This is a genomic window from Mycobacterium sp. (genome assembly GCF_035314665.1).
Classification (GTDB): Bacteria; Actinomycetota; Actinomycetes; order Mycobacteriales; family Mycobacteriaceae; genus Mycobacterium.
Genome location: NZ_DATFZD010000022.1, coordinates 23,699 through 43,515, shown reverse-complemented (window position 1 = coordinate 43,515; position 19,817 = coordinate 23,699). Strand labels below are relative to the sequence as shown.

At 63.5% G+C, this 19,817-nt stretch carries 18 protein-coding genes and 3 pseudogenes; 11 read left to right on the top strand and 10 right to left on the bottom strand.

The window, feature by feature from the left end:
* On the bottom strand, positions 1 to 204 hold a 204-nt coding region (locus VKI00_RS01715; protein WP_324434811.1), incomplete at its 3' end, for an NAD(P)H-binding protein.
* A 27-nt stretch (positions 205 to 231) separates the two neighbouring features.
* Positions 232 to 393 (bottom strand): annotated as a pseudogene (locus VKI00_RS01710) (SDR family oxidoreductase); the annotation flags it as partial.
* Between the two features lie 35 nt (positions 394 to 428).
* Between VKI00_RS01710 and VKI00_RS01705 the strand changes: the two are divergent.
* Positions 429 to 683, top strand: coding sequence for a response regulator transcription factor (locus VKI00_RS01705; protein WP_324434815.1), 255 nt, complete (start codon positions 429 to 431; stop codon positions 681 to 683).
* Positions 684 to 698: 15 nt separating this feature from the next.
* On the opposite strand, the gene VKI00_RS01700 is transcribed toward VKI00_RS01705, so the two are convergent.
* Complete coding sequence (locus VKI00_RS01700) at positions 699 to 1,580, bottom strand: LysR family transcriptional regulator (protein WP_324434810.1); 882 nt, start codon at positions 1,578 to 1,580, stop codon at positions 699 to 701.
* Between the two features lie 124 nt (positions 1,581 to 1,704).
* Between VKI00_RS01700 and VKI00_RS01695 the strand changes: the two genes are divergently transcribed.
* The 5 genes and pseudogenes from VKI00_RS01695 (at position 1,705) to VKI00_RS01675 (ending at position 5,517) form a co-directional block, all read left to right on the top strand.
* On the top strand, positions 1,705 to 2,676 hold the full coding sequence (locus tag VKI00_RS01695) for a zinc-binding alcohol dehydrogenase family protein (protein ID WP_324434808.1): 972 nt from the start codon (positions 1,705 to 1,707) through the stop codon (positions 2,674 to 2,676).
* Between the two features lie 41 nt (positions 2,677 to 2,717).
* Complete coding sequence (locus VKI00_RS01690) at positions 2,718 to 3,602, top strand: dioxygenase (RefSeq protein ID WP_324434807.1); 885 nt, start codon at positions 2,718 to 2,720, stop codon at positions 3,600 to 3,602.
* A 16-nt stretch (positions 3,603 to 3,618) separates the two neighbouring features.
* Entirely contained in the window at positions 3,619 to 4,152 is a 534-nt protein-coding gene (locus VKI00_RS01685; RefSeq protein ID WP_324434805.1) for a carboxymuconolactone decarboxylase family protein, read from the top strand.
* 13 nt (positions 4,153 to 4,165) lie between these two features.
* Positions 4,166 to 4,702: pseudogene (locus tag VKI00_RS01680) on the top strand (carboxymuconolactone decarboxylase family protein); the annotation flags it as partial.
* A 62-nt stretch (positions 4,703 to 4,764) separates the two neighbouring features.
* Positions 4,765 to 5,517, top strand: coding sequence for an SDR family oxidoreductase (locus VKI00_RS01675; RefSeq protein WP_324434804.1), 753 nt, complete (start codon positions 4,765 to 4,767; stop codon positions 5,515 to 5,517).
* Here the strand turns inward: VKI00_RS01675 and VKI00_RS01670 are convergent, their stop codons facing one another.
* The gene (locus VKI00_RS01670) at positions 5,518 to 5,991 is read right to left on the bottom strand and encodes a hypothetical protein (protein ID WP_324434802.1); all 474 of its coding nucleotides are present in this window, start codon (positions 5,989 to 5,991) and stop codon (positions 5,518 to 5,520) included.
* 176 nt (positions 5,992 to 6,167) lie between these two features.
* On the opposite strand from VKI00_RS01670, the gene glgX reads away from it, so the two are divergent.
* The 3 genes from glgX to VKI00_RS01655 all read left to right on the top strand — a co-directional run bounded on the left by glgX (position 6,168) and on the right by VKI00_RS01655 (position 10,613).
* On the top strand, positions 6,168 to 8,300 hold the full coding sequence (glgX, locus tag VKI00_RS01665) for a glycogen debranching protein GlgX (RefSeq protein ID WP_324434800.1): 2,133 nt from the start codon (positions 6,168 to 6,170) through the stop codon (positions 8,298 to 8,300).
* A gap of 31 nt (positions 8,301 to 8,331) precedes the next feature.
* The gene (locus VKI00_RS01660; protein WP_324434799.1) at positions 8,332 to 10,263 is read left to right on the top strand and encodes a potassium transporter Kup; all 1,932 of its coding nucleotides are present in this window, start codon (positions 8,332 to 8,334) and stop codon (positions 10,261 to 10,263) included.
* A gap of 143 nt (positions 10,264 to 10,406) precedes the next feature.
* Positions 10,407 to 10,613 carry a long chain fatty acid-CoA synthetase Faa4p gene (locus VKI00_RS01655; protein WP_324434813.1) on the top strand — a complete coding sequence of 69 codons (207 nt, stop codon included), beginning with the start codon at positions 10,407 to 10,409 and terminating at the stop codon, positions 10,611 to 10,613.
* A 57-nt stretch (positions 10,614 to 10,670) separates the two neighbouring features.
* Here the strand turns inward: VKI00_RS01655 and VKI00_RS01650 are convergent.
* Positions 10,671 to 13,162, bottom strand: a pseudogene (locus tag VKI00_RS01650) (glycogen/starch/alpha-glucan phosphorylase).
* Positions 13,163 to 13,315: 153 nt separating this feature from the next.
* Positions 13,316 to 14,155, bottom strand: coding sequence for an MBL fold metallo-hydrolase (locus VKI00_RS01645; protein ID WP_324434797.1), 840 nt, complete (start codon positions 14,153 to 14,155; stop codon positions 13,316 to 13,318).
* A 391-nt stretch (positions 14,156 to 14,546) separates the two neighbouring features.
* Between VKI00_RS01645 and VKI00_RS01640 the strand changes: the two genes are divergently transcribed.
* On the top strand, positions 14,547 to 16,025 hold the full coding sequence (locus VKI00_RS01640) for a catalase (protein ID WP_324434795.1): 1,479 nt from the start codon (positions 14,547 to 14,549) through the stop codon (positions 16,023 to 16,025).
* An 11-nt stretch (positions 16,026 to 16,036) separates the two neighbouring features.
* On the opposite strand, the gene VKI00_RS01635 is transcribed toward VKI00_RS01640, so the two are convergent.
* Positions 16,037 to 16,687 (bottom strand): HD domain-containing protein, encoded by a 651-nt coding sequence (locus VKI00_RS01635; RefSeq protein WP_324434793.1) that lies wholly within the window; start codon positions 16,685 to 16,687, stop codon positions 16,037 to 16,039.
* Between the two features lie 38 nt (positions 16,688 to 16,725).
* Positions 16,726 to 17,016 carry a hypothetical protein gene (locus VKI00_RS01630; RefSeq protein WP_324434791.1) on the bottom strand — a complete coding sequence of 97 codons (291 nt, stop codon included), beginning with the start codon at positions 17,014 to 17,016 and terminating at the stop codon, positions 16,726 to 16,728.
* 4 nt (positions 17,017 to 17,020) lie between these two features.
* Between VKI00_RS01630 and VKI00_RS01625 the strand changes: the two genes are divergently transcribed.
* Positions 17,021 to 17,860 (top strand): LysR substrate-binding domain-containing protein, encoded by an 840-nt coding sequence (locus tag VKI00_RS01625; protein ID WP_324434789.1) that lies wholly within the window; start codon positions 17,021 to 17,023, stop codon positions 17,858 to 17,860.
* Here the strand turns inward: VKI00_RS01625 and VKI00_RS01620 are convergent.
* On the bottom strand, positions 17,839 to 18,450 hold the full coding sequence (locus VKI00_RS01620) for a TetR/AcrR family transcriptional regulator (protein ID WP_324434787.1): 612 nt from the start codon (positions 18,448 to 18,450) through the stop codon (positions 17,839 to 17,841). The genes VKI00_RS01625 and VKI00_RS01620 overlap by 22 nt on opposite strands.
* Positions 18,434 to 19,768, bottom strand: coding sequence for an aromatic ring-hydroxylating dioxygenase subunit alpha (locus tag VKI00_RS01615; protein ID WP_324434786.1), 1,335 nt, complete (start codon positions 19,766 to 19,768; stop codon positions 18,434 to 18,436). The genes VKI00_RS01620 and VKI00_RS01615 overlap by 17 nt, the downstream gene beginning before the upstream one ends.
* Positions 19,769 to 19,817: the final 49 nt, after the last annotated feature.

Genomic DNA, 19,817 nt, shown 5'->3' with positions numbered 1-19,817 from the left:
CGCGCTGACATCCACCGGGTTGGTCAGGTCTCCGACGATCACCTCAGCTCCGAGTGCGCGCAGCGCGTCGGCGCGCGAGTCCTCGCGGTGCACCATCGCCCGCACGGCCTCGCCATGGCTGAGAAGTTGCTCGACGACTAGCCGACTGACCCCGCCGACGCCGCCGCCGGCACCGGTGATCAGGTAACTGGGAGTGCGAGTCATAACCGCGACCTCATGCCTATATATCGGTCAGATTTCGTTGGCTCCGCCGTCAGCGGTGACGGTGGACCCAGTGATAAAGCTTGCCAGGTTGCTGGCCAGAAACAATGCCGCATTGGCGATTTCGTCAGGCTCGCCGAACCGGCCCAGTGGGATACCCGCGATGCGATCGGCGCGGAACTGAGTTATCGAGTGCCTTCGCACGCAGGGCAACGGTTCAGCGCGTGATGAGGCAAGCGGGCGTCCGGCGCGCAAAGTGGGTCAGCGATTACAACGGGTCGGAGCCTCAGTCGCTTACCGAGGGGGAGCGGCGGGTGGTGTATTTGTTCGCCGACGGCCACACCGACAAATCCGCTGCCAAGGCGCTGGGGATATCGGTGAATACTGTTGGTACCCACCTTCGTTCGGCATATTCCAAGCTTGGAGTCCAGTCGCGAGTGCAGTTGGTCAATGCGCTACGGGAACGCGGTGACCTGAACTAAGTGATCCGGTCCGCGTCATCCGACGTGACGGACCAGGGTGTCGATGAGCGCATTGATCGCCGGGCTGGCGTGTTGGGATGCCGCGTAGGCGATTGACAGCGTCCAGGTGATGGATGGCTGCAGCGGAACCGCGCGCAGCTCAGGGAACCGGTTGGCCACGCTGTTGGGCAGGATGGTAGTCGCCAGTCGGTGTCGGATGAGCTCAGCGGTGATCGCGTAATCGGCGACTTCGTAGGCGCTGACCGGCTCGACGCCGGCAGCGGCGAAGCCGGCATCCAAGCGCTGCCGTATCCCCCACCCGCGCGGGAAGTTGATGAAGTCGTGTCCCGCGAGGTCGGCGAGTTGTACCCTGGCGCGACCCGCCAATGCGTGGCTGGATTCGCAGACGAAGACCATCGGCTCGCTCATCAACTCACGCATCGCTACCAGCTGGGAACCCGGCGATTTGATCGACACCAGGGCGAGGTCCATCTGGCCGTCGGCGATAGCGGTTAGATGCCCGGCCGAACCCGTCAGGCTTTGCCGCAGGCGAACGGTGATCAACGGGTTCGAGCGGCGGAACTCTTCGAGGGCGGCAGGCAGATCCAACGTTCCCCACGACATCAGGGTGCCCAGGGTGACGTTGCCGGTGAGCTGATCACGGAATGCGTCGACTGAGGTCCGGGCCCGGCGGGCGGTGTGGATGACTTCCCGGGCGTGCTGAAGGAAGACCTCGCCGGCCGCGGTGAGTGCGATTTGGCGCCTGGAACGGTCGAATAGCTCGATGCCAAGCTCTTTCTCCAATTTGCCGACCGATGCCGAGAGGGCAGACTGCACGACGTGAATCCGCTGGGCCGCTCGCGAGAAGTTCAGCTCGGCGGCCACTGCGACGAAGTACTCCAGGTGCCGGAGTTCCACGCCGACCATCATATCGCGATCCGCGATAGTAATGTTCTCTTTCCTTCGTTGGACGCGATGGCTGATTCGGGTGTTGGCTATAAGCGTCGGATAGCAGACGATCGGTTCATAGGAGGACGGACCCATGCGGGCCTTGCGTTTTACCGAGTTCGGTGACCCCGGTGTGCTGCAGGTTGCGGACCTGCCGGATCCGACCGCGACAGCCGAAGAAGCGGTGATCCGGGTTGAGGCGGCGTCGGTCAATCCATCTGACGTGAAGAACGTTGCCGGGGGGATGAATTGGACGGTGCTGCCGCGCACGCCCGGGCGTGATTTCGCCGGTGTGGTCATCAGTGGGCCATCCGAATGGCAAGGAGCTGCCGTCTGGGGCACCGGCGGAGACACCGGCTTCACCCGAGACGGGTCACACGCCGAGTTGATGTCGGTGCCGGTGGAAGCGTTGGTGCGCAAGCCCGAGCGGCTCAGCTTCGACGAAGCCTCCACCGTCGGGGTCAATTTTGTCGTGGCGTGGTACGGGGCGGTGGAAGTTGCACAGCTGGCGGCCGGCGAAACCATAGCCGTCTTCGGGGTTTCCGGTGGTGTAGGGGGAGCGGTGGCGCAAATCGCGCGAGCGCTCGGCGCCAAAGTGGTTGGAGTGGACCGTCGTCGGCCCCGCCCGGAGACCGCCGCCGCGGCTGTCATCGACGACTTCGTCACGTTCGACCCGGCGGCAGATGTCGGCGCCGAGATCAAGCGGCTCACCGATGGCAGGGGTGTCGACGTGGTGTATGACACCGTCGGTGGCGTGACCACGCCAGCCGCGCTGGCCGCGCTGGCCCTTCGGGGCAGGCTCGTGGTGATCAGCGTCGTCGGTTCGCGAGCGGTCGAAATCGACCTGCTGGACCTGTACCACAACGAAACTCGAATCCTCGGCATAGACAGCACAAAGCTCACTGTCGTCGACTCGGCGCGGCGCCTTCAGCAGATGGCACCCTACTTCGAGTCCGGTGAGTTTCGGCCACTTCCCATCGCCAAAACGTATTCGCTCGACGATGCGGCCGCGGCGTACCAGGCCGTTGCCGACCACACCGTCGGCCGCGTCGTGATCCGGCCCTGAGATCAACGTCAAACATCCACTCGCAAAGAGAGGCAAGGCCAATGTCATCCGCGTCGTCCGACCTGAACGAACAAACCATTACCGAGGCCGTCCAGCGGACCTTCGACACGTCGACCGATCAGCGCTTCCGGGAGGTGCTCGTCTGCCTGGTGCAGCACCTGCACGATTTCGCGCGCGAGGTGCGGCTGACCGGTGACGAGTGGTTCACCGCCATGGATTTCCTTGAGCGAGTGGGCAAAATCTCCAGCCCAACCCGTCAAGAGGTGATGCTGCTATCCGACATCCTGGGTTTCAGCATGCTGCTGGACAGGATCAACCAGCACAGCGGGTCATCGGTCACCGCCTCGGCCTTGCTGGGCCCGTTTTACGTCGAGGGCCGTCCGACCGCCGCCAATGGGGACGACATCTCCGACGGCGTGGACGGTACACCGATGTTCGTCACCGGTCGGGTCGTCGACGAACAGGGCAGGCCGATCGCCGGCGCCCATGTCGACACCTGGCACAGCGATGGAGAGGGCTTCTACGACGTTCAACAGTCCGAGAAGCTGCACGACGAGTTCGCCATGCGGGCACTGCTGACCACTGACGACGATGGGCGATTCTGGTACCGCTCCATCACGCCCCGCTATTACCCGGTACCCACCGACGGCCCCTGCGGGGAAATCATGCGCGCCGCAAACCGATCCATCATGCGCCCGCAACATACGCACTTCTGGTTCCACGCCGACGGCTACCAACCGCTGATCACCCAGCTTTTTTGGCGAGACGACCCCTACATCGGCCGCGACGCCGTCTTCGCGGATGTGGAATCGCTGCAAGCGGATTACGTTCGTCATGAGGCCGGGGTTGCCCCAGACGGGACGACGGTCGACGAGCCGTTCGTGACCCTGGACTGGACCTTCACCCTCGCCACCAACGCCGAATAGCAAAGGGACGAAGTCAATGTCACGGATACCGCTCATCAGCATCGACGAGCAACCCGAATCGACCCGCGAATGGATGGCGCGACGCGGCAATCTCAACGTGTTCCGATTGCTCGCCAACGCGCCGCAAGTATTCGCCGGGTGGACGCAGATGGTCGACGAGCTGTTCGAAAGTCCTACCTTCAGCCGGCGGATGCGGGAGGTGGTCATCCTGCGGGTGGCCCACCTACAGGGCTCACGCTACGAGCTGAGCCAGCACGTAGGGATCGCCCGCGACGCCGGCCTGACCGAGCAACAGATCAACGCCATCCTCGACACCGATCACCCCGACGCGGCCGGCTTCAGCGACACCGAGCGCACTGCGCTCGACTTCACCACCGAGTTGTGCACCACCCACCGACTGCGGGATGACACCTTCGCCGCGGCCCAGGCCGCCTTCGGCGACGAGGCGCTGACCGAATTGCTAATGATCATCAGCTGCTATTACGGGCTGGCGTTGGTGCTCAACGCTGCGGACCTCGACGTCGACGCCACGGCAAGATTCCAACACTGACAGGAGAATTCAGATGACCCGAATCGCCTACCGTCGGCCAGAAGAGATGACCGAGCAGGCCCGCGAATTGACCTCTGCGCGGGGCAATCTCAACGTCTACCGAGCCCTGGCCAACGCCGAGAAGGTGTTCACCGGCTGGATGCTGGCCGGGCAGGCCGCCCTGACCAGTCCGGTGTTGCCCGTCCGGCTGCGCGAACTCGTCGTCCTGCGCACCGCCTATCTGATGGACTGCCCCTACGAGCTTGGCCAACATCGCGACGTGGCCCGCACGGCCGGGGTCAGCACCGACGAGATCAACGCCATCACTTCCGAATCCGACTGGCAAACAGCTCATTTCGAGCCTGTCGAACTCGCGGTGCTACACCTGACGACCGAACTGCTGACCACACGCGGCGTCTCGGCCGAAGTATTCGACCAAGTGCAAGACGCCCTCGGGTCGGAGGCCACCGTCGAAGTACTGGTGGTCATCGGGCGGTATTCGGGACTGGCGCTGATGCTCAACGCGCTGCAAGTCGACCTCGACGAATCCGCGCGGCTGCCGATCCCGCCGGCACGTCCGTCACCACCCGCCAGAGTCCGTTCCGGTCCGATCTTCTCCAGGGGAAGGTCGCATTGGTCACCGGCGGCGCTACCGGGTTGGGATTGGAGATCGCTCGGGTACTGGGCAGTCACGGGGCTCGCGTCGCCATCTGTAGCCGGAAGGAAGCCAACCTCCAAGCCGCGGTTGCGGCGTTGCGGGAAGCGGGGATTGAGGCCTGCTACGGCGTCTGCGACGTGCGCCGGCACGACGAGGTGACGGCTGTCATTGAGGAAGTGTTGCGAACCTTCGGTCGACTCGACGTCGTCGTCAACAATGCGGCCGGCAATTTCCCCGTCCCGATCAGCGGCCTCAGCCCAAACGGATTCAAGGCCGTGGTCGACATCGACCTGTTGGGGACATTCAACGTATCGAAGGCCGCCTACGAGCTATGGCTGCGCGAGCACGGCGGCGCGGTGGTGAACATCAGCGCGGCGATTCAGTACCGCGGCATGGCGCTGCAAGCGCACGTCGTTTCGGCCAAGGCCGGAATTGACGCGCTGAGCCGCGCGTCTGCGATCGAATGGGGGCCCGACGGGGTTCGCGTCAATATCGTTGCCCCCGGGGCGATGTCAGGAACCGAGGGCGTGAAGAGAATTGCCGGCGATGACCAACACCGCGCCATCCAGACTCCGCTGAGGCGTTCCGGTTCGACCACCGAGGTTGCCGACGCGGTGCTGTTCCTGGCCAGTGACGCGGCGTCGTACGTCACCGGAGCGACGTTGGTCGTGGACGGCGGCGGTTGGCTGACAGCCACCGGCATCCCGGATTTGCCTGGCTACCAATGACTATGCGATGTACCCGCGCGGTAACACCGAAAAGTCAACACACGCCGCTGCCAACACGTCGCCAACCTCGGGAGCCACTGGCGAGGAGAGCTCCAGCAGCACTCCGGCTGACGGTGGTTTCAGGGCGCCGACGTTTTCGTTGAGTAGCCACAGTGTGGTCTCTGCTGCGATACCGGTCCAACCGTTCTGCGCCCTCATCAGGGTGAGGACACCGAGTTCGTCGCCGGCGGCCGAGAGTATCCGATGATGCCAGGCGCTGTCGGCCTTGGAACCGCTGTGCGGCTCTACCACTGCAAGGGTGGTGCCGCCACCGGTTTCGAACCGTGCTGCGCCGTCAGCCGGCGGAATTTTTCCCACCGGTATGTTCTGCCTTACGACGGTTGTGGTTCGAGCCACCGCAATACCGAGTTCATCGCCCGCGGTGTTGGACAGCGTGTAGTCGCCTTTGCCCCCGTTCTTGAATCCGAGTAACACAGCAGCACCAACCTTTTGGTGGGCGTGCGCCAACTCGGTGCCGTCGGGGGTGGTTAGCTGAACTCGCAACGCATTGGACGTCGACCTAGTCAGTGAAGGCTCCGCGCGGCACGATTCAGTGCAAGCCCCACTGCGTCGGAGGTAGTTCAGCGGCTCGTCGATGGTAAGGAGTACCGATGACCACGTCAATCTTGCCCGGCAGACCCGCCCCGTTGGGCGCGAGGTGCAGGCCGGATGGGACGAACTTCGCAGTGTCATCGAAAGGCGATCAGGTGCAGCTTTGCTTGTTCGACGACAGCGGAGCCGAAACCCGACTGGCGCTGCCGGAACGCGACGGCGACATCTGGCATGGCTTCGTGCCCGGCGTGAGGGAGGGCCAGGCCTACGGTTTCCGGGTCAGCGGCCCCTACGATCGCGCTCGGGGCCTGCGTTACAACCCCGCCAAGCTGCTCCTTGACCCCTATGCCCGCGCGATCGACGGTGAATGCCGGTTCGGGCCCGAATTATTCGACTATGCAACGGATAACGCCGCGGCTCCCAGCCTGCTGGATTCAGCCGCCCACATGCCGCGCAGCCTGGTGACGGCGCCGCTGCCGCCCATTCCGCCCATGCCCGGTCCGGGGCATGGGCTCGCCGACACGATCATCTACGAGGTGCACGTCCGTGGATTCACCGCAACGCATCCCGATGTGCCACCTGAGCTGCGCGGCACCTACGCCGGCTTGGCGCACGAGGCGGCGCTCGACCACCTCGTCCGTCTCGGCGTCACCGCTGTCGAGCTGCTGCCCGTTCACCACAACGTGCCCGAGTCGTTCCTCGTCGAGCGGGGGTTGACGAACTACTGGGGCTACAACACCATCGGCTTCTTCGCGCCGCACGCGGCGTACTCGGCTGCGGTACGGGCCGGCCGTCGCGGCGGCCAGGTGGCGGAGTTCCGGAGAATGGTCGAGGCCCTCCACGCGGCAGGGTTGGAGGTGGTGCTCGACGTCGTGTTCAACCACACCGCCGAGGGTGGGCCCGGGGGTCCAACGCTGTCTCACCGCGGCCTCGACAACACCGCCTACTACCACCTCGACCCGAGCGATCCGAGTCGCTACATCGACACGACCGGGACGGGCAATTCGCTGAATACGGCCAACCCAACCACGCTGCGGATGATCACGGATTCGCTGCGCTACTGGGTCTCGACGATGGGCGTCGACGGCTTTCGTTTCGACCTCGCACCGACCCTCGGACGAACGGCCGGCGACTTCGATCCGTTCTCGGCGTTCTTCGATGTGGTGAGCCAGGATCCGGTCATCTCACAGGTCAAGCTCATCGCCGAGCCGTGGGACGTCGGCCGCATGGACAGTTACGACATCGGCCGCTTCCCGCCGCTGTGGAGCGAATGGAACGGACGCTTCCGCGACACCGTGCGCGACTGGTGGCGCAGTCATCACGGGCTGCTGGGGGATTTCGCCACGCGCCTGTGCGGTTCGGCTGACATCTACGACCGCCCTGATGAGGGACGCCGACCCAGCGCGTCGGTCAACTTCGTCACCGTGCACGACGGCTTCCCGCTGACCGACCTGGTCTCCTACAACAACAAACACAACGATGCCAACGGTGAGGGCAACCGCGACGGCACCGACGACAACCGCTCCTGGAACTGCGGAGCCGAGGGCCCCACCGACGATCCTGACGTACTGGCCCTCCGCTCTCGGCAAAAGCGGGCATTTCTTGTGACGCTGTTGCTCTCGGCGGGGGTACCGCAGTTGTTGGGGGGCGACGAGCTCGGGCGCACTCAGCGGGGCAACAACAACGCCTACTGCCAGGACAACGAGATCACCTGGTTCGACTGGAAGACAGTCGATCGTGAACTGCTAGATTTCACAACGGAACTCATCGCATTGCGTCGGCGTCATCCGGCATTCCGTAGGCGGCGTTACCACACCGGCACGGCGGCGTCGGACCTGCGCTGGTTCACAAACTCAGGTGCCGAGATGACTGCCGAAGAGTGGTCAGACCCGATTGCTCGCAGCGTCGCGTTGTTCATCGACGGCTCAACGGATCCGGATGAGGGTCCCGACGGAACGCCGATGATCGATGACGACTTTTTCGTCCTGCTCAACGGATGGTGGGAGCCGTTGACCTTCACTGTGCCGGACGATCTGCGCGGCAGACGCTGGGACATTGCCTGCGACAGCTTCGACCCTGCGCGGAAGATTACGGTCGTGCAGGAGCTTACGGTGGGGCCGCGCTCGGCCGTGGTCTTGCAGTCGTCGAGACTCGGCTCGACTGGCTTCCCGACCGACAATCAGGTCAAATGAGAATCCGGAACCACCGATCGGGGACCACACAATGCCCACGACGCCTGAATCCACTTCCCCGGCTCGCGCGCGCAGCGGCAGGCAAACGGGTCGCCTGGCCCTTGTGATCGGCGCACTCGGTGTCGTGTTCGGCGACGTCGGCACTAGCCCGATCTACACGGTCCAGACGATCTTCAATCCGGGCGACCCCCACCCTGTGCCGATCACCACGGACAACGTCTACGGCGTCGTGTCGTTGATCTTCTGGTCGGTGATGATCATCGTGACGCTGACCTACGTCACGCTGGTGATGCACGCCGACAACGACGGCGAGGGCGGCATCATGGCGCTCATCGCGCTCGTGCGCCGGATGGGCGCGCGCAGCGGCCGCACTGCGGTGGTGCTTGCCACTCTGGGCGTGTTCGGTGCCGCCTTGTTCAGCGGTGACAGCATGATCACGCCGGCAATCTCGGTGTTGTCCGCGGTGGAGGGCATGAAGGTGGTCCGTCCGGGGCTGGAGGACTGGGTCGTGCCCAGCACCGTCGTCATCATCGTCGCGCTATTCGCGGTGCAGCGCCGCGGAACGGGTGTCGTGGGAGGCCTTTTCGGGCCGGTGATGGTCGGCTGGTTTGTCGCAATCGGTGCCTGCGGCGTGAGCAGCATCATCGACCATCCGCAGATACTGGCGGCGCTTTCCCCGGTTTACGCAGTGAAGTTCATGGTGGGGAATTTTGGGACGGCGTTCTTCTCGTTGACCGGGGTTGTCCTTGCGGTTACCGGCGCGGAGGCGCTCTATGCCGACATGGGTCACTTCGGGCGTAAAGCGATCACCGCCGCTTGGCTTTTGGTCGTTCTACCGGCGCTGGTTCTCAACTACCTCGGGCAGGGTGCGCTGGTGGCTGCCAACAAGGCCGCGGTGAGTGCGCCATTCTTTCTGCTCATTCCCGGCTGGGCGCGATTGCCCATGGTGTTGCTGGCGACCGCCGCGACGATCATCGCGTCGCAGGCGGTGATCACGGGAGCTTTTTCGCTTGCGTCCCAGGCCGCCCATCTCGGCTACCTTCCCCGATTGCGGGTGGTGCACACCTCGGCATCGACCGTCGGCCAGGTCTACCTGCCATGGATCAACGGCCTGCTCATGGTGGCGGTCCTGATACTTGTGTTCGCCTTCCGCAGCTCAGCGTCACTGGCTTATGCCTATGGAATGGCGGTGACCGGAACGATCACCATCACGACGATGCTGTACCTGTATATCGCGCACGCAAGATGGCGGGTTCCGCTGTGGCTGATCGTTGTTGGCGGCAGCGCACTGTTGGGTGTTGACCTGCTATTCGTGGCGGCGAACCTGACCAAGCTCGTCCACGGCGCGTGGCTGCCGCTGCTGATCGCCATCACAACGTTCACGGTCATGATCACCTGGCAGCGCGGCAGCACCATCGTCAGCCGCAGGCGTGAGGTCGCAGAGGGACCACTTGAGGCGTTCGTCGATCAACTATCCAGGGACGGGCTACTGCGTGTCCCTGGCACGGCGGTTTTCCTCAACCGCAGCAGTAACACCGCGCCATTGGCACTGCGCGCAAACGTCGAACACAACCACGTCCTCGCCAGGCAGGTTGTGATCGTCACGATCGAAGTGTTACCAATCCCGCGGGCCAGCGACTCTGAGCGCGTCGAAGTCGACTCGCTCGGCCACGCTGACGACGGAATCATCCACGTGACCGCACGTTTCGGGTACATGGAGACGCCTGACGTCCCGCACGCGTTACGTCTCCTCGAGCCGACGAAAACCGAGGGATCGATCTCGATCGATGACGCTTCGTATTTCTTGTCGAAGATCCAACTGATAAAGGGCGAGGCACGGACCATGCCCGCATGGCGTACGAATCTCTTCATCGCCACGTCGCACCTGAGCGCCGACGCTGCCGAGTCCTTCTGTCTGCCCCAGGACCGAACCCTGATCATGGGGTCGCGGATCGAGGTTTGAGCCCTTGCGGGTGCCGATTAGGTTTCTGGCCGCTGGTCGGATTACCCTTGCGCCGGATCGTTGTCGACTCAGGGAAACTCGATATGCCCATTCAGCCCACTCTGCGGCGCACACGATCGCTGCGCAGCGGTCGTTCCCAACGTCTGAACTTCCCGACGGTCGGTCAATGCTTCGACATCGAAGTCAGTCGCGAGGCGGACGGGTGGATCGTCCGGATACCCGAAATTGGCGGGGTCACCCGCGCGAGCCGTCGGGCGACGGTCGAGTTGGCGGCGCGGGAATACATCGCCGCCCGAACGGGCATCCCGCTCGGTTACATCGCCATCTTCGTCGCGCGCGAGATTGGTTAGCGCCAAGTAGCTTTCGCTGCGCGGCGGGGCTTGACGCGGTCGAGCTAACCGCCCGGTTCACATGGTGACGGTCAGCGGCCAGACACTCCAAATGTCGTCGCAGTACTCGGCGATGGCACGATCCGACGAAAACTTTCCGCTGCGAGCGGTATTCAAGATCGACATCTTCGTCCAGGCGTCCCGGTCCTGCCATGCGACGCTCACCTGCTCCTGGCAGGCCATGTAGGACACGAAGTCGGCGCAGACCAGGAAGGGGTCGTCGTAGCGCAGGTTGTCCACTAGTGGCTTGAACACCTCGGTGTCGCCGTGTGAGAACGTCCCGTTGGCAATCAGATCCAGCACCGCACGCAGCTCGTCGCTACCGTCGATGTACTCGGCCGGGTGGTAGTCCTTCGCTTTGACTGCCTCGACCTCGGACTCGGTCAGACCGAACAGGAAGAAGTTCTCCGGTCCAGCCTCTTCGCGCATCTCGACGTTCGCTCCATCGAGCGTGCCGATGGTCAGGGCGCCGTTGATCATGAACTTCATGTTCCCGGTGCCGGACGCTTCCTTACCCGCGGTCGAGATCTGCTCGGACAAATCAGCGGCCGGGTAGATCATGTGCGCATTCTTCACGCTGAAGTTCGGCACGAATGCCACCTTCAGGAGCCGGTTGATCTCCGGGTCGGCGTTGACCGTTTCCCCGACGGCGTTGATCAGCTTGATGATCCGCTTGGCCATGAAATATCCTGGGGCGGCCTTGCCGCCAAAGATGAAGGCCCGCTGCGGAATCGACATACCGGGGTTTTGCTTGAAACGGTGGTACAGCGCGATGATGTGCAGGACGTTGAGATGTTGGCGCTTGTACTCGTGGATGCGCTTGACCTGGACGTCGAACATCCAGTCCGGGTTCAGCTCGACGCCGGTTGCCGAGCGGATGTATTTGGCCAGGCGCGCCTTGTTGCTGCGTTTGATGTCGCGCCATTCCTGACGGAAGGAGGCATCGTCGACGAACGGCTCCAGCCCGCGCAGGCGCCCAAGATCGGTCAGCCAGTCGTCACCGACGGTGCGGTCCAGCAACTCCCGCAGCCCGGGGTTGGCCAGCGCAAGGAAGCGGCGTGGTGTCACCCCGTTTGTCTTGTTGCTGAACCGCTCCGGCCACATCTCGTAGAAGTCTTTGAGCACACTGGCTTTCAGCAGGTCCGAGTGCAGCGCGGCGACACCGTTGATGGCGTGGCTGCCGACGGTCGCGAGGTGGGCCATCCGGACGTTCTTGCCGCCGTTCTCGCCGATCAGCGACATCCGGCGTACCCGGTCCTCGTCAGCTGGGAACTTGGCGCGCACCTCGTCCAGGAACCGGCGTTGATCTCGTAGATGATCTCGAGGTGGCGGGGCAGCGACTCGGAGAACATCTCCAGCGGCCAAGTCTCCAGCGCCTCGGGCAACAGGGTGTGGTTGGTATAGCCGAACGTCGCGACCGTGATGTCCCACGCCTCCTCCCAGTCCAGCTGGCGCTCGTCGACCAGCAACCGCATCAGCTCGGCAACCCCGATCGACGGATGGGTGTCGTTGAGCTGCAAGGCGAATCGCCGGGGGAGTTCCTTGATGGACACGTCGGCGAGATCGTCCATGATGTGCAGCACGTGCTGCAGTGAGCAGGACACGAAGAAGTACTGCTGGAGTAGGCGCAGCTGCTTGCCCGCCTCCGGCTCGTCGTTGGGGTACAGCACCTTGGTCACCGTCTCCGACATGACCTCGTCCTCGACCGCCCCGTAGTAATCGCCGGTGTTGAAGGCTTCCAACGCGAACGACTTGACGGCTCGTGCGCTCCACAACGTCAGCACGTTGCAGGTGTTGACGCCGTAACCCTGGATGGGCGTGTCGTAGGCGACGCCTTTCAGCAAACGTCTCGGCACCCATCGGACGCGGTCGTGGCCGGCTTCGTCGTTGTAGTGCCCGGCGTAGCCGCCAAACTTGACCAGGTAGTTGACGTCGGGTTTGGCTATCTCCCAAGGGTTTCCGTGGTCCAGCCAGTTGTCGGTCTGCTCGACCTGCCAGCCGTCGTGGATCTCCTGGTCGAAGATGCCGAATTCGTAGCGGATGCCGTAGCCGATCGCGGGACGTTCGAGGGTGGCCAGCGAGTCGAGGTAGCACGCGGCGAGCCTGCCGAGGCCGCCGTTGCCTAGTCCCGGTTCCTCCTCGCACGCCAGGACCTCGTCGAAATTCTGACCCATCGCCGCCAGCGCGGCCTTTGCCGTCCGCTCCATGCGCAGGTTCAGCAGGTTGTTGCCCAACTGCGGACCCATCAGGAACTCGGCCGACAGGTAGCAGGTCACCTTACGGCCGAGATCCAGCGAGGTCTGCGTCGACGCCACCCGACGGTCCTGCATGCGATCACGCACGGCCAGCGCGAGCGCCCGGTAGTAGTGCTCGGGCCGCAGCGCCGCGGCCGGCCGGCCGACCGAATAGCGCAGGTGATCGGTGATCGCCCGCTGCAGCGCCTGCGCGCCCATCCCGGTGCGGGAGTGCTCGACGAGGTCGGCGGGCCTTGTGTGATCGACATCAGTCATGGTCAGTCCTAGTCCTAAATTGGCGGCACCGCAGCTATGCGCGCCGCGGCGCGCAGGCCGTCATTCTCGCAGCGATGTCTGCACTCCGGGCACGCAATTAACGTCCGCTTCGTGAACGCAAGCCCACGGAAGCGCAAAGAAAAAGCATTGCGGTCACGCGTTGGGCGTGAAGGTGTAGGTCTCGCCGTGCGCTAGGTAGACGAACTTCGTGTCGGCGGTCGAGGCCTGGGCGGCCTTTTTGAAATCGTCGAGCCCCGACAGGAAAACCGAGAAGTCGTTGTAGTGGATCGGAATGGCGGTGCGAGGCCTGGTGATCTCGACGGCCTGCACTCCTTGCTCACCCGTCATTGTGACCACCGTGACAAGGAAGGTCGTGCCACCGGTGTGGATCAGGCCGAGGTCGATGTCGGGGTAACGCCGTGGGATGTCATCGAGGCTGTCGACGAGCATCGTGTCGCCGGTGATGTAGAGCCGGTAGAGGTGATCGCCGTTGCGGCTGAAGTCGAGCAGGTGACCGTTGACCGGCATCAGCAGCTCGTTGACGGCTTCCTCGGTGGCGTGCTTGGCGGGCATCGCGGTGATCGTCACCGTCGCGTCGCCTTTGTGCACCTCCAACGATTCCCAGGTCTCGAGGGGATGACCGTGCTCGAAGCCGAGAGCGCTGAGTTTGTCCACCGCGTCTGCCGTGGAGATGATGGGTAGTTTCTTGTCGAGCTCTCGGGCGGCGACGTCGTCGAAATGATCGCCGTGGTAGTGCGACAAGACGATCAAATCGATCGGGGGCAGGTCGGCGATCTGACAGGCCGGCTCGACTTCGCGCCGGGCCCAGATGCCATGACCCAAAAAGACGTGCTCGCCTTTGTGTAAAAAGGCGGGGTCGGTCAGGATTGTCAATCCGCCGAAGCGGATCAATGTGGTCGCGTTGCCGATGAAGTAGACGCCGCCTTTGTCGAAATCTGCTGTGCCACTGCTGGTTAGCTCTAACGACGTCATAGTGTGGTCTCCCGCCGGCCCGCCATCAACTTCGCTTATAGCGGCGATCGGCAACGGCCATGGCCCGCAGGACTACGTCCCCAAACGGTCGTGTTGTGCCCGGCGGCAGATCACCCATCATCAGCACAGAAAGAATACGCATGACCACCAACCAAAGCACTGCTTCGAGCGTCTGTCGTTCGGACGTTGGCCGACTCCATCCGCGGAGTGAAATCACGTTCTGGCCTGCTCTGTTGTGCCTTTTGCCCTTGTCGGTGCTCTAGCGGCAGGCGCTGCCTCCTTTAAGGGCAGCGCCTGCCCCGATCGGGATTTGCATCCGGCGTCGCGATTTGTGGGAAAAATGGCTGATCTTGCGCAGCCGGGCCGTTGGTTGAGGTCCGAAACTGGGTACATGAATCCCATGAACAACGAGCAGAGCAACCAGCAGCTCAACCCGACGACCACAGACGCGGGGATTCCGGTCGCCAGTGATGATCACTCGCTGACGATCGGCACCGACGGGCCGATCCTGCTGCAGGACCACTATCTGATTGAGCAGATGGCCAACTTCAACCGGGAACGCATCCCGGAGCGTCAGCCGCATGCAAAGGGCTCGGGAGCGTTCGGGCATTTCGAAGTGACCGGCGACGTCAGTGCCTACACGCGCGCCGCAGTCTTTCAACCCGGCACCAAGACCGACACCCTGATCCGGTTCTCGACTGTGGCCGGCGAGCGCGGCAGCCCAGACACCTGGCGCGACCCGCGCGGGTTCTCGCTGCGCTTTTACACCTCCGAAGGCAACCTGGACATCGTCGGCAACAACACCCCGGTCTTTTTCATCCGCGATGCGATGAAGTTTCAACACTTCATCCGCTCCCAGAAACGCCGCGCCGACAACAACTTGCGCGACAACGACATGCAATGGGACTTTTGGACCCTCTCCCCCGAGAGCGCGCACCAGGTCACCTGGCTGATGGGTGACCGGGGTATCCCGGCCAGCTGGCGGCACATGAACGGCTACAGCTCGCACACCTACAGCTGGATCAACGCCGCAGGGCAGATCTCCTGGGTGAAATACCACTTCGTCTCCGACCAGGGCATCCAATGCCTGACCCAGGACGAGGCCGACCGACTCGCCGGCATGGACGGCGACTACCACGCCCGCGACCTGCATGAGGCGATCAAGCGCGGCGAGTACCCGAGCTGGACGCTGAAGATGCAGATCATGCCGTTCGAGGATGCCAAGACCTATCGGATCAACCCGTTTGATCTGACCAAGGTGTGGCCGCATGCCGACTACCCGCTGATCGAGGTGGGCAAGCTGGTGTTGGACCGCAACTTCACCGATCACCACACCGAGATCGAGCAGGCGGCGTTTGCGCCTAGCAACCAGGTGGCGGGCACCGGGTTCAGCCCGGACAAGATGCTGTTGGCTCGCACGTTCTCCTACGCCGACGCTCATCGGGCCCGCCTCGGAGTGAACTATCAGCAGATCCCGGTCAATGCGCCCAAGTGTCCGGTGCATTCCTATTCAAAGGATGGTGCGATGCGCATCATCCCGGTCAGCGATCCGGTGTATGCGCCAAATTCCAAGGGCGGACCCAAAGCTGATCCGTCGCGTACCGCCGAGGCGCTCTGGCACACCGACGGGGAGATGGTCCGCACCGCCTACACCCTGCGTGCCGACGACGACGACTGGACTCAGGCCGGCACCCTGGTTCGCGAGGTGATGGACGATGCCGCGCGTGAGCGGCTGGTCTCCAACGTCGCCGGGCACCTGCTCAAAGGGGTCTCCGAGCAGGTGTTGGAGCGTGCGTTCGAGTACTGGAAAAACATAGATAAGGAAACCGGCGACAAGATCGAAGCCGCAGTGCGAAAGGGATCGCCCTAGCCGTCGTTCTCCTATTCCGGCCAGCTGTTGTTGAGGATGATCTGAACGAAGTTGTCGCGGACGAATGAGTCGTCGAAGTGTTGCAGCACATCGTCATTCATGGTCCCGAAGGTGCTGTGCGGCCGGTGCTTCATGCCGTCGTTGAACGCCCGGAGGATCCGATTCTTGAAGTCGGGTCGAGGATGCGCGGCGGTGACCGCCTCAATCGCCTCGGCGGATAGGTCGTTACGACCGATGCCCAGGACGTCAGTCTCGACTCCGGCCGTGACGAGCGCGATTTCCGGGTCTAGGAACTCCGGCACGCCGGGCGTTGTATGCAGCGCAATGGAAAGCCAGACCTTACGCGCGGTGGCCTCGTCGAAGCCACGCTCCAGGAGAAAATCCCGTGCCGCGTTCGCGCCGTCGACCTCGAAGCGCAGCATCGACGTCCGGTAGCCCTCCGTGAGTCCGATATCGTGGAACATCGCCCCGGTGTAGAGCAATTCGAGGTCGGGCTGCAGACCACGTCGACGACCTTGCAGTGCGCCAAAGAGGAACACCCGGCGGGAGTGGTTGAACAACAGCTCGTCTTCGGTGTCGCGGATGTACTCGGTGATTTCACGCGTGAGCGGGGTGTCGGGGATGGCAATGCCGGCGATGGACTGCGGGGGTGCAGCGGTCATGACGGGTCCTTTCGGGTGGCTGCAGTCAATCCAACTCCCTAGGCGGCGTCCAATGCTGCGGGTGGGAGAAATTTGTGATCGATGAGCGACTGCAGCGCGTTGCGGAACGCATCCTCGGTGTCGATGGTTTCGGTGAACCCGGCTTGGCGCAGCTTGACGATACTCACGAAGGCGCGCGGCCCTTCGGGTGCGCCGTAGGCGAACGCGAAATCCGCGTGCTGATCACCGTGACCGACCAGTTGGTGCAGACTCAGTGGGCGAAGGCCGTGCTTGGCGACGATGCGATCCCACAGATCGGAGTGGTCGGCCAGGTAGCCGGCCAGGCTCATCGGAGTGTCTGGTCCGGTCTGGACGCCGAGCGTGGCGCTATCGCAGACGGTGAGCGCTCTGGAACGCGAACTCGGCGTCACCCTGTTAGAGCGCACCAGCACCGGCGTACGCCCAACCGAGGCAGGAACGGCGTTGCTCGTCGAGGCGCGTGCGGTCCTGGCTCGCTATCACCAGGCCGTGCGGACGATGAGCACCTATAGCACCGGATCCAGCGAGGTCATCAGGCTTGGCGTCCCGTTGGAGCTGGATCCTGACGTGTTGCCTACGGCGCTCGCCAAATTCGCGGTGGAATCCCCAAATACGCGCGTCGTCCCGCAGCACCTCTCGACGGCCGCACAAATCAAGGCCCTGCGCAGTGATCAACTCGACGTGGGTCTGGTCCGTGAACGCCCTTCCGGATCGGAATTCGACGCGATGCTGGTCGTCCAAGAACCTCTTGGCGTACTCATCTCATCGAAAGTTGCTGCGCGACTGGCCGGTTCCGACGGCGTCCAGCTAGACCAGCTGGCCGAACTGCAGTGGGTCGGCTTCCCCCGTCCCAGCAGCCCCGCCTGGTATGACGAGCTGACGGGCGTCCTGCGCAGCCACGGCGTCGATATCGGGTCGCCGGTGCCCGATGATCAAGTGCTGATCGCTGCGGTCAAGGTCGCGGCGTTAAGCACTGGACAGGCCTTCGCGTTGGCACCCGAGAACGGGCTGCAACCGCTGCCCGACGACGTGACGTGGTCACCGTTAGTCGGCAAACCAGTGGTGCGCCGCACCTGGGTGGTGTGGCCCGCGGAGTCGCGGCGACGCGATGTCGGCCGTTTGATCGCGTCGTTTCAACCGCCCGAGGGCATCTGACTCAGCAGCGCGTTGAGGCCGTATTCGAAGATCGCGTCGTAGTCGGTGGGGGACTGGAGCGCCTGGACGAGTGCTTGGTCGGGCCAGTCGTCGTCCCACAGCGAGGGGTCCTCCTCTTCGTGTTTGGCCCCGCGAACAGCCGAGAACTGCATCACCGCAGACGATATGACATGAACCTGCACCGCTCGCAGGATGAGTGCGGCATCGGTTCCGGTCACGCCCAACTCGGCTAGCTGCGCCGCCAACGTCTGCTGAATCGGCAGAAACAGCACCGGCGTCCGGTCGCGTTCGTGCGCGATAGCGAGCAGGTGTTGTCGGTCGATCAGCGCCCGGCGTTGCGAGCGCGCAAGTGACGCAATGCGTTCGACTGCGGTGTCACCCTCGACGGGCAGGTGTGCCATCTCGCTGAGCAATCGGTCGACCAGGCTGTCGAAGAGTTTGTCTCGGCCGCCGACATGCCAGTAGATCGAGGTGACCGCCACCCCGAGTTCCTCGGCGAGGCCGCGCATCGTGAATGTCTCGACGCCGTGCAGTTCGATCAGGCGGGCGGCGGTGTCGAGGACGGTTTCCGCGCTAATCGGCTCCGTCACTGGTCTCACCCCCCTTTATGCGGGCCGATTCCGGCAGCCCCAGATACCGTTCCAGGTTGCGATGCATGTTGATCACTCGTCGTTCCTCGTTGGACAACGTCAAGTGCGTGAACCCGGGCTGGTGCAGACCGCGCTGAAGTCCCGCCAACACGTTAATGTCCTGCGTCATTACCAGACCGGGCTCGGCCTCATTGGCCGTCATCCGAACATCGGCGGGCTTGATCCGCGGCGCACCCGGCGGCATACGCGTCCACAACAACATGACAAACTCGCCGTGATCGGGATCGGGCCCCGGATGTGAAGTCATGACCGTCAAATGGTCGGCGTTGGCCAGCAGCGTCATGTTCGGGAAGACGTTGTACTGGTGCAGACGCATCATCTGGTCGGTGCTGGCCCAGCTCAGGTCGACCCCGCGCGAAGCAGCGAAAGCCTTTGTCCGCTGGGCGATTACGTCCATGACCGACTGGCCCGGCTGGATACCCGGGAACGGGGTGCCCTCCGCAACGCCCATCAGCGCCCCTTGAGTGCAGACATAGGAGTCCCACACCTCGGCGTCGCTGGGTGTCTGCTTGAGGTGCGGGCTCGGCACACCGTAGAGCTGCTCGGACTTGCCGGTGTGCCCCCAAATGACCTGCGGGGCATAGACATCATCCATGCAGCGGTGCAACTCGGGATGCAACGTCTGGACGTGATAGGTCTCGCTGAACCCGTCGGCGATCGTCTTCCAATTCGCCTCGACTTCGATGGTCATGGTCCCGTAGCACCGGAAGTCGCCGAGCCCGAGCCATGCGATGTCATCCGGCACCGCCTCTAGAAAGTCGCTCAGCGGCGCCGCGTTGACGTCGAGGTTGACGAAGACGAGCCTCTCCCAGACCTCGACACGGGCCGCGAACAACGGAAACTCCGACATCTGCAGAGTTCCGAATCCCTTGCGATTCGGGACCCGTTTGAGAACCCCGCGCAGATCCCACGTCCAGCCGTGGTAACCGCAGCGCAGCTCACCCAAGCCCGCACCCGAGCCGGCGCACAGCGAATTGCCGCGGTGACGGCAGACGTTCTGAAAAGCGCGAAGCATCCCGTCGTCGCCGCGCACGATAAGTACCGAATAAGGGCCGCAACGGTATTCGAAATAATCGCCGGGTTCGGCGACATGATCCACTGTGCAGGCGGCCTGCCACACCTTCGGCCACATCCGCTCCACTTCGAGCTTTGCGAACGCGGGGGAGTAGTAGCGCTCCGCGGGCACCAGGGTCGGGCGTTGTGGCGGCGCGCCGATCGCATCCTCAAGCCGCACATCGCGCGCTGCGTGGGTCGTCATCGAAGCCCTCCCGTCGCGTCTGTAACGGTGTTACATTGGTCCACTGTAG

Bases quoted from the DNA above. Each gene is read 5' to 3' on its own strand.
- VKI00_RS01660 (WP_324434799.1), top strand. From the start codon at position 8,332: ATGCCCACGACGCCTGAATCCACTTCCCCGGCTCGCGCGCGCAGCGGC.
- VKI00_RS01705 (WP_324434815.1), top strand. From the start codon at position 429: ATGAGGCAAGCGGGCGTCCGGCGCGCAAAGTGGGTCAGCGATTACAAC.
- VKI00_RS01695 (WP_324434808.1), top strand. From the start codon at position 1,705: ATGCGGGCCTTGCGTTTTACCGAGTTCGGTGACCCCGGTGTGCTGCAG.
- VKI00_RS01630 (WP_324434791.1), bottom strand. From the start codon at position 17,016: ATGAGCCTGGCCGGCTACCTGGCCGACCACTCCGATCTGTGGGATCGC.
- VKI00_RS01645 (WP_324434797.1), bottom strand. From the start codon at position 14,155: ATGACGTCGTTAGAGCTAACCAGCAGTGGCACAGCAGATTTCGACAAA.
- VKI00_RS01685 (WP_324434805.1), top strand. From the start codon at position 3,619: ATGTCACGGATACCGCTCATCAGCATCGACGAGCAACCCGAATCGACC.
- VKI00_RS01640 (WP_324434795.1), top strand. From the start codon at position 14,547: ATGAATCCCATGAACAACGAGCAGAGCAACCAGCAGCTCAACCCGACG.
- VKI00_RS01615 (WP_324434786.1), bottom strand. From the start codon at position 19,768: ATGACGACCCACGCAGCGCGCGATGTGCGGCTTGAGGATGCGATCGGC.
- glgX (WP_324434800.1), top strand. From the start codon at position 6,168: ATGACCACGTCAATCTTGCCCGGCAGACCCGCCCCGTTGGGCGCGAGG.
- VKI00_RS01635 (WP_324434793.1), bottom strand. From the start codon at position 16,687: ATGACCGCTGCACCCCCGCAGTCCATCGCCGGCATTGCCATCCCCGAC.
- VKI00_RS01690 (WP_324434807.1), top strand. From the start codon at position 2,718: ATGTCATCCGCGTCGTCCGACCTGAACGAACAAACCATTACCGAGGCC.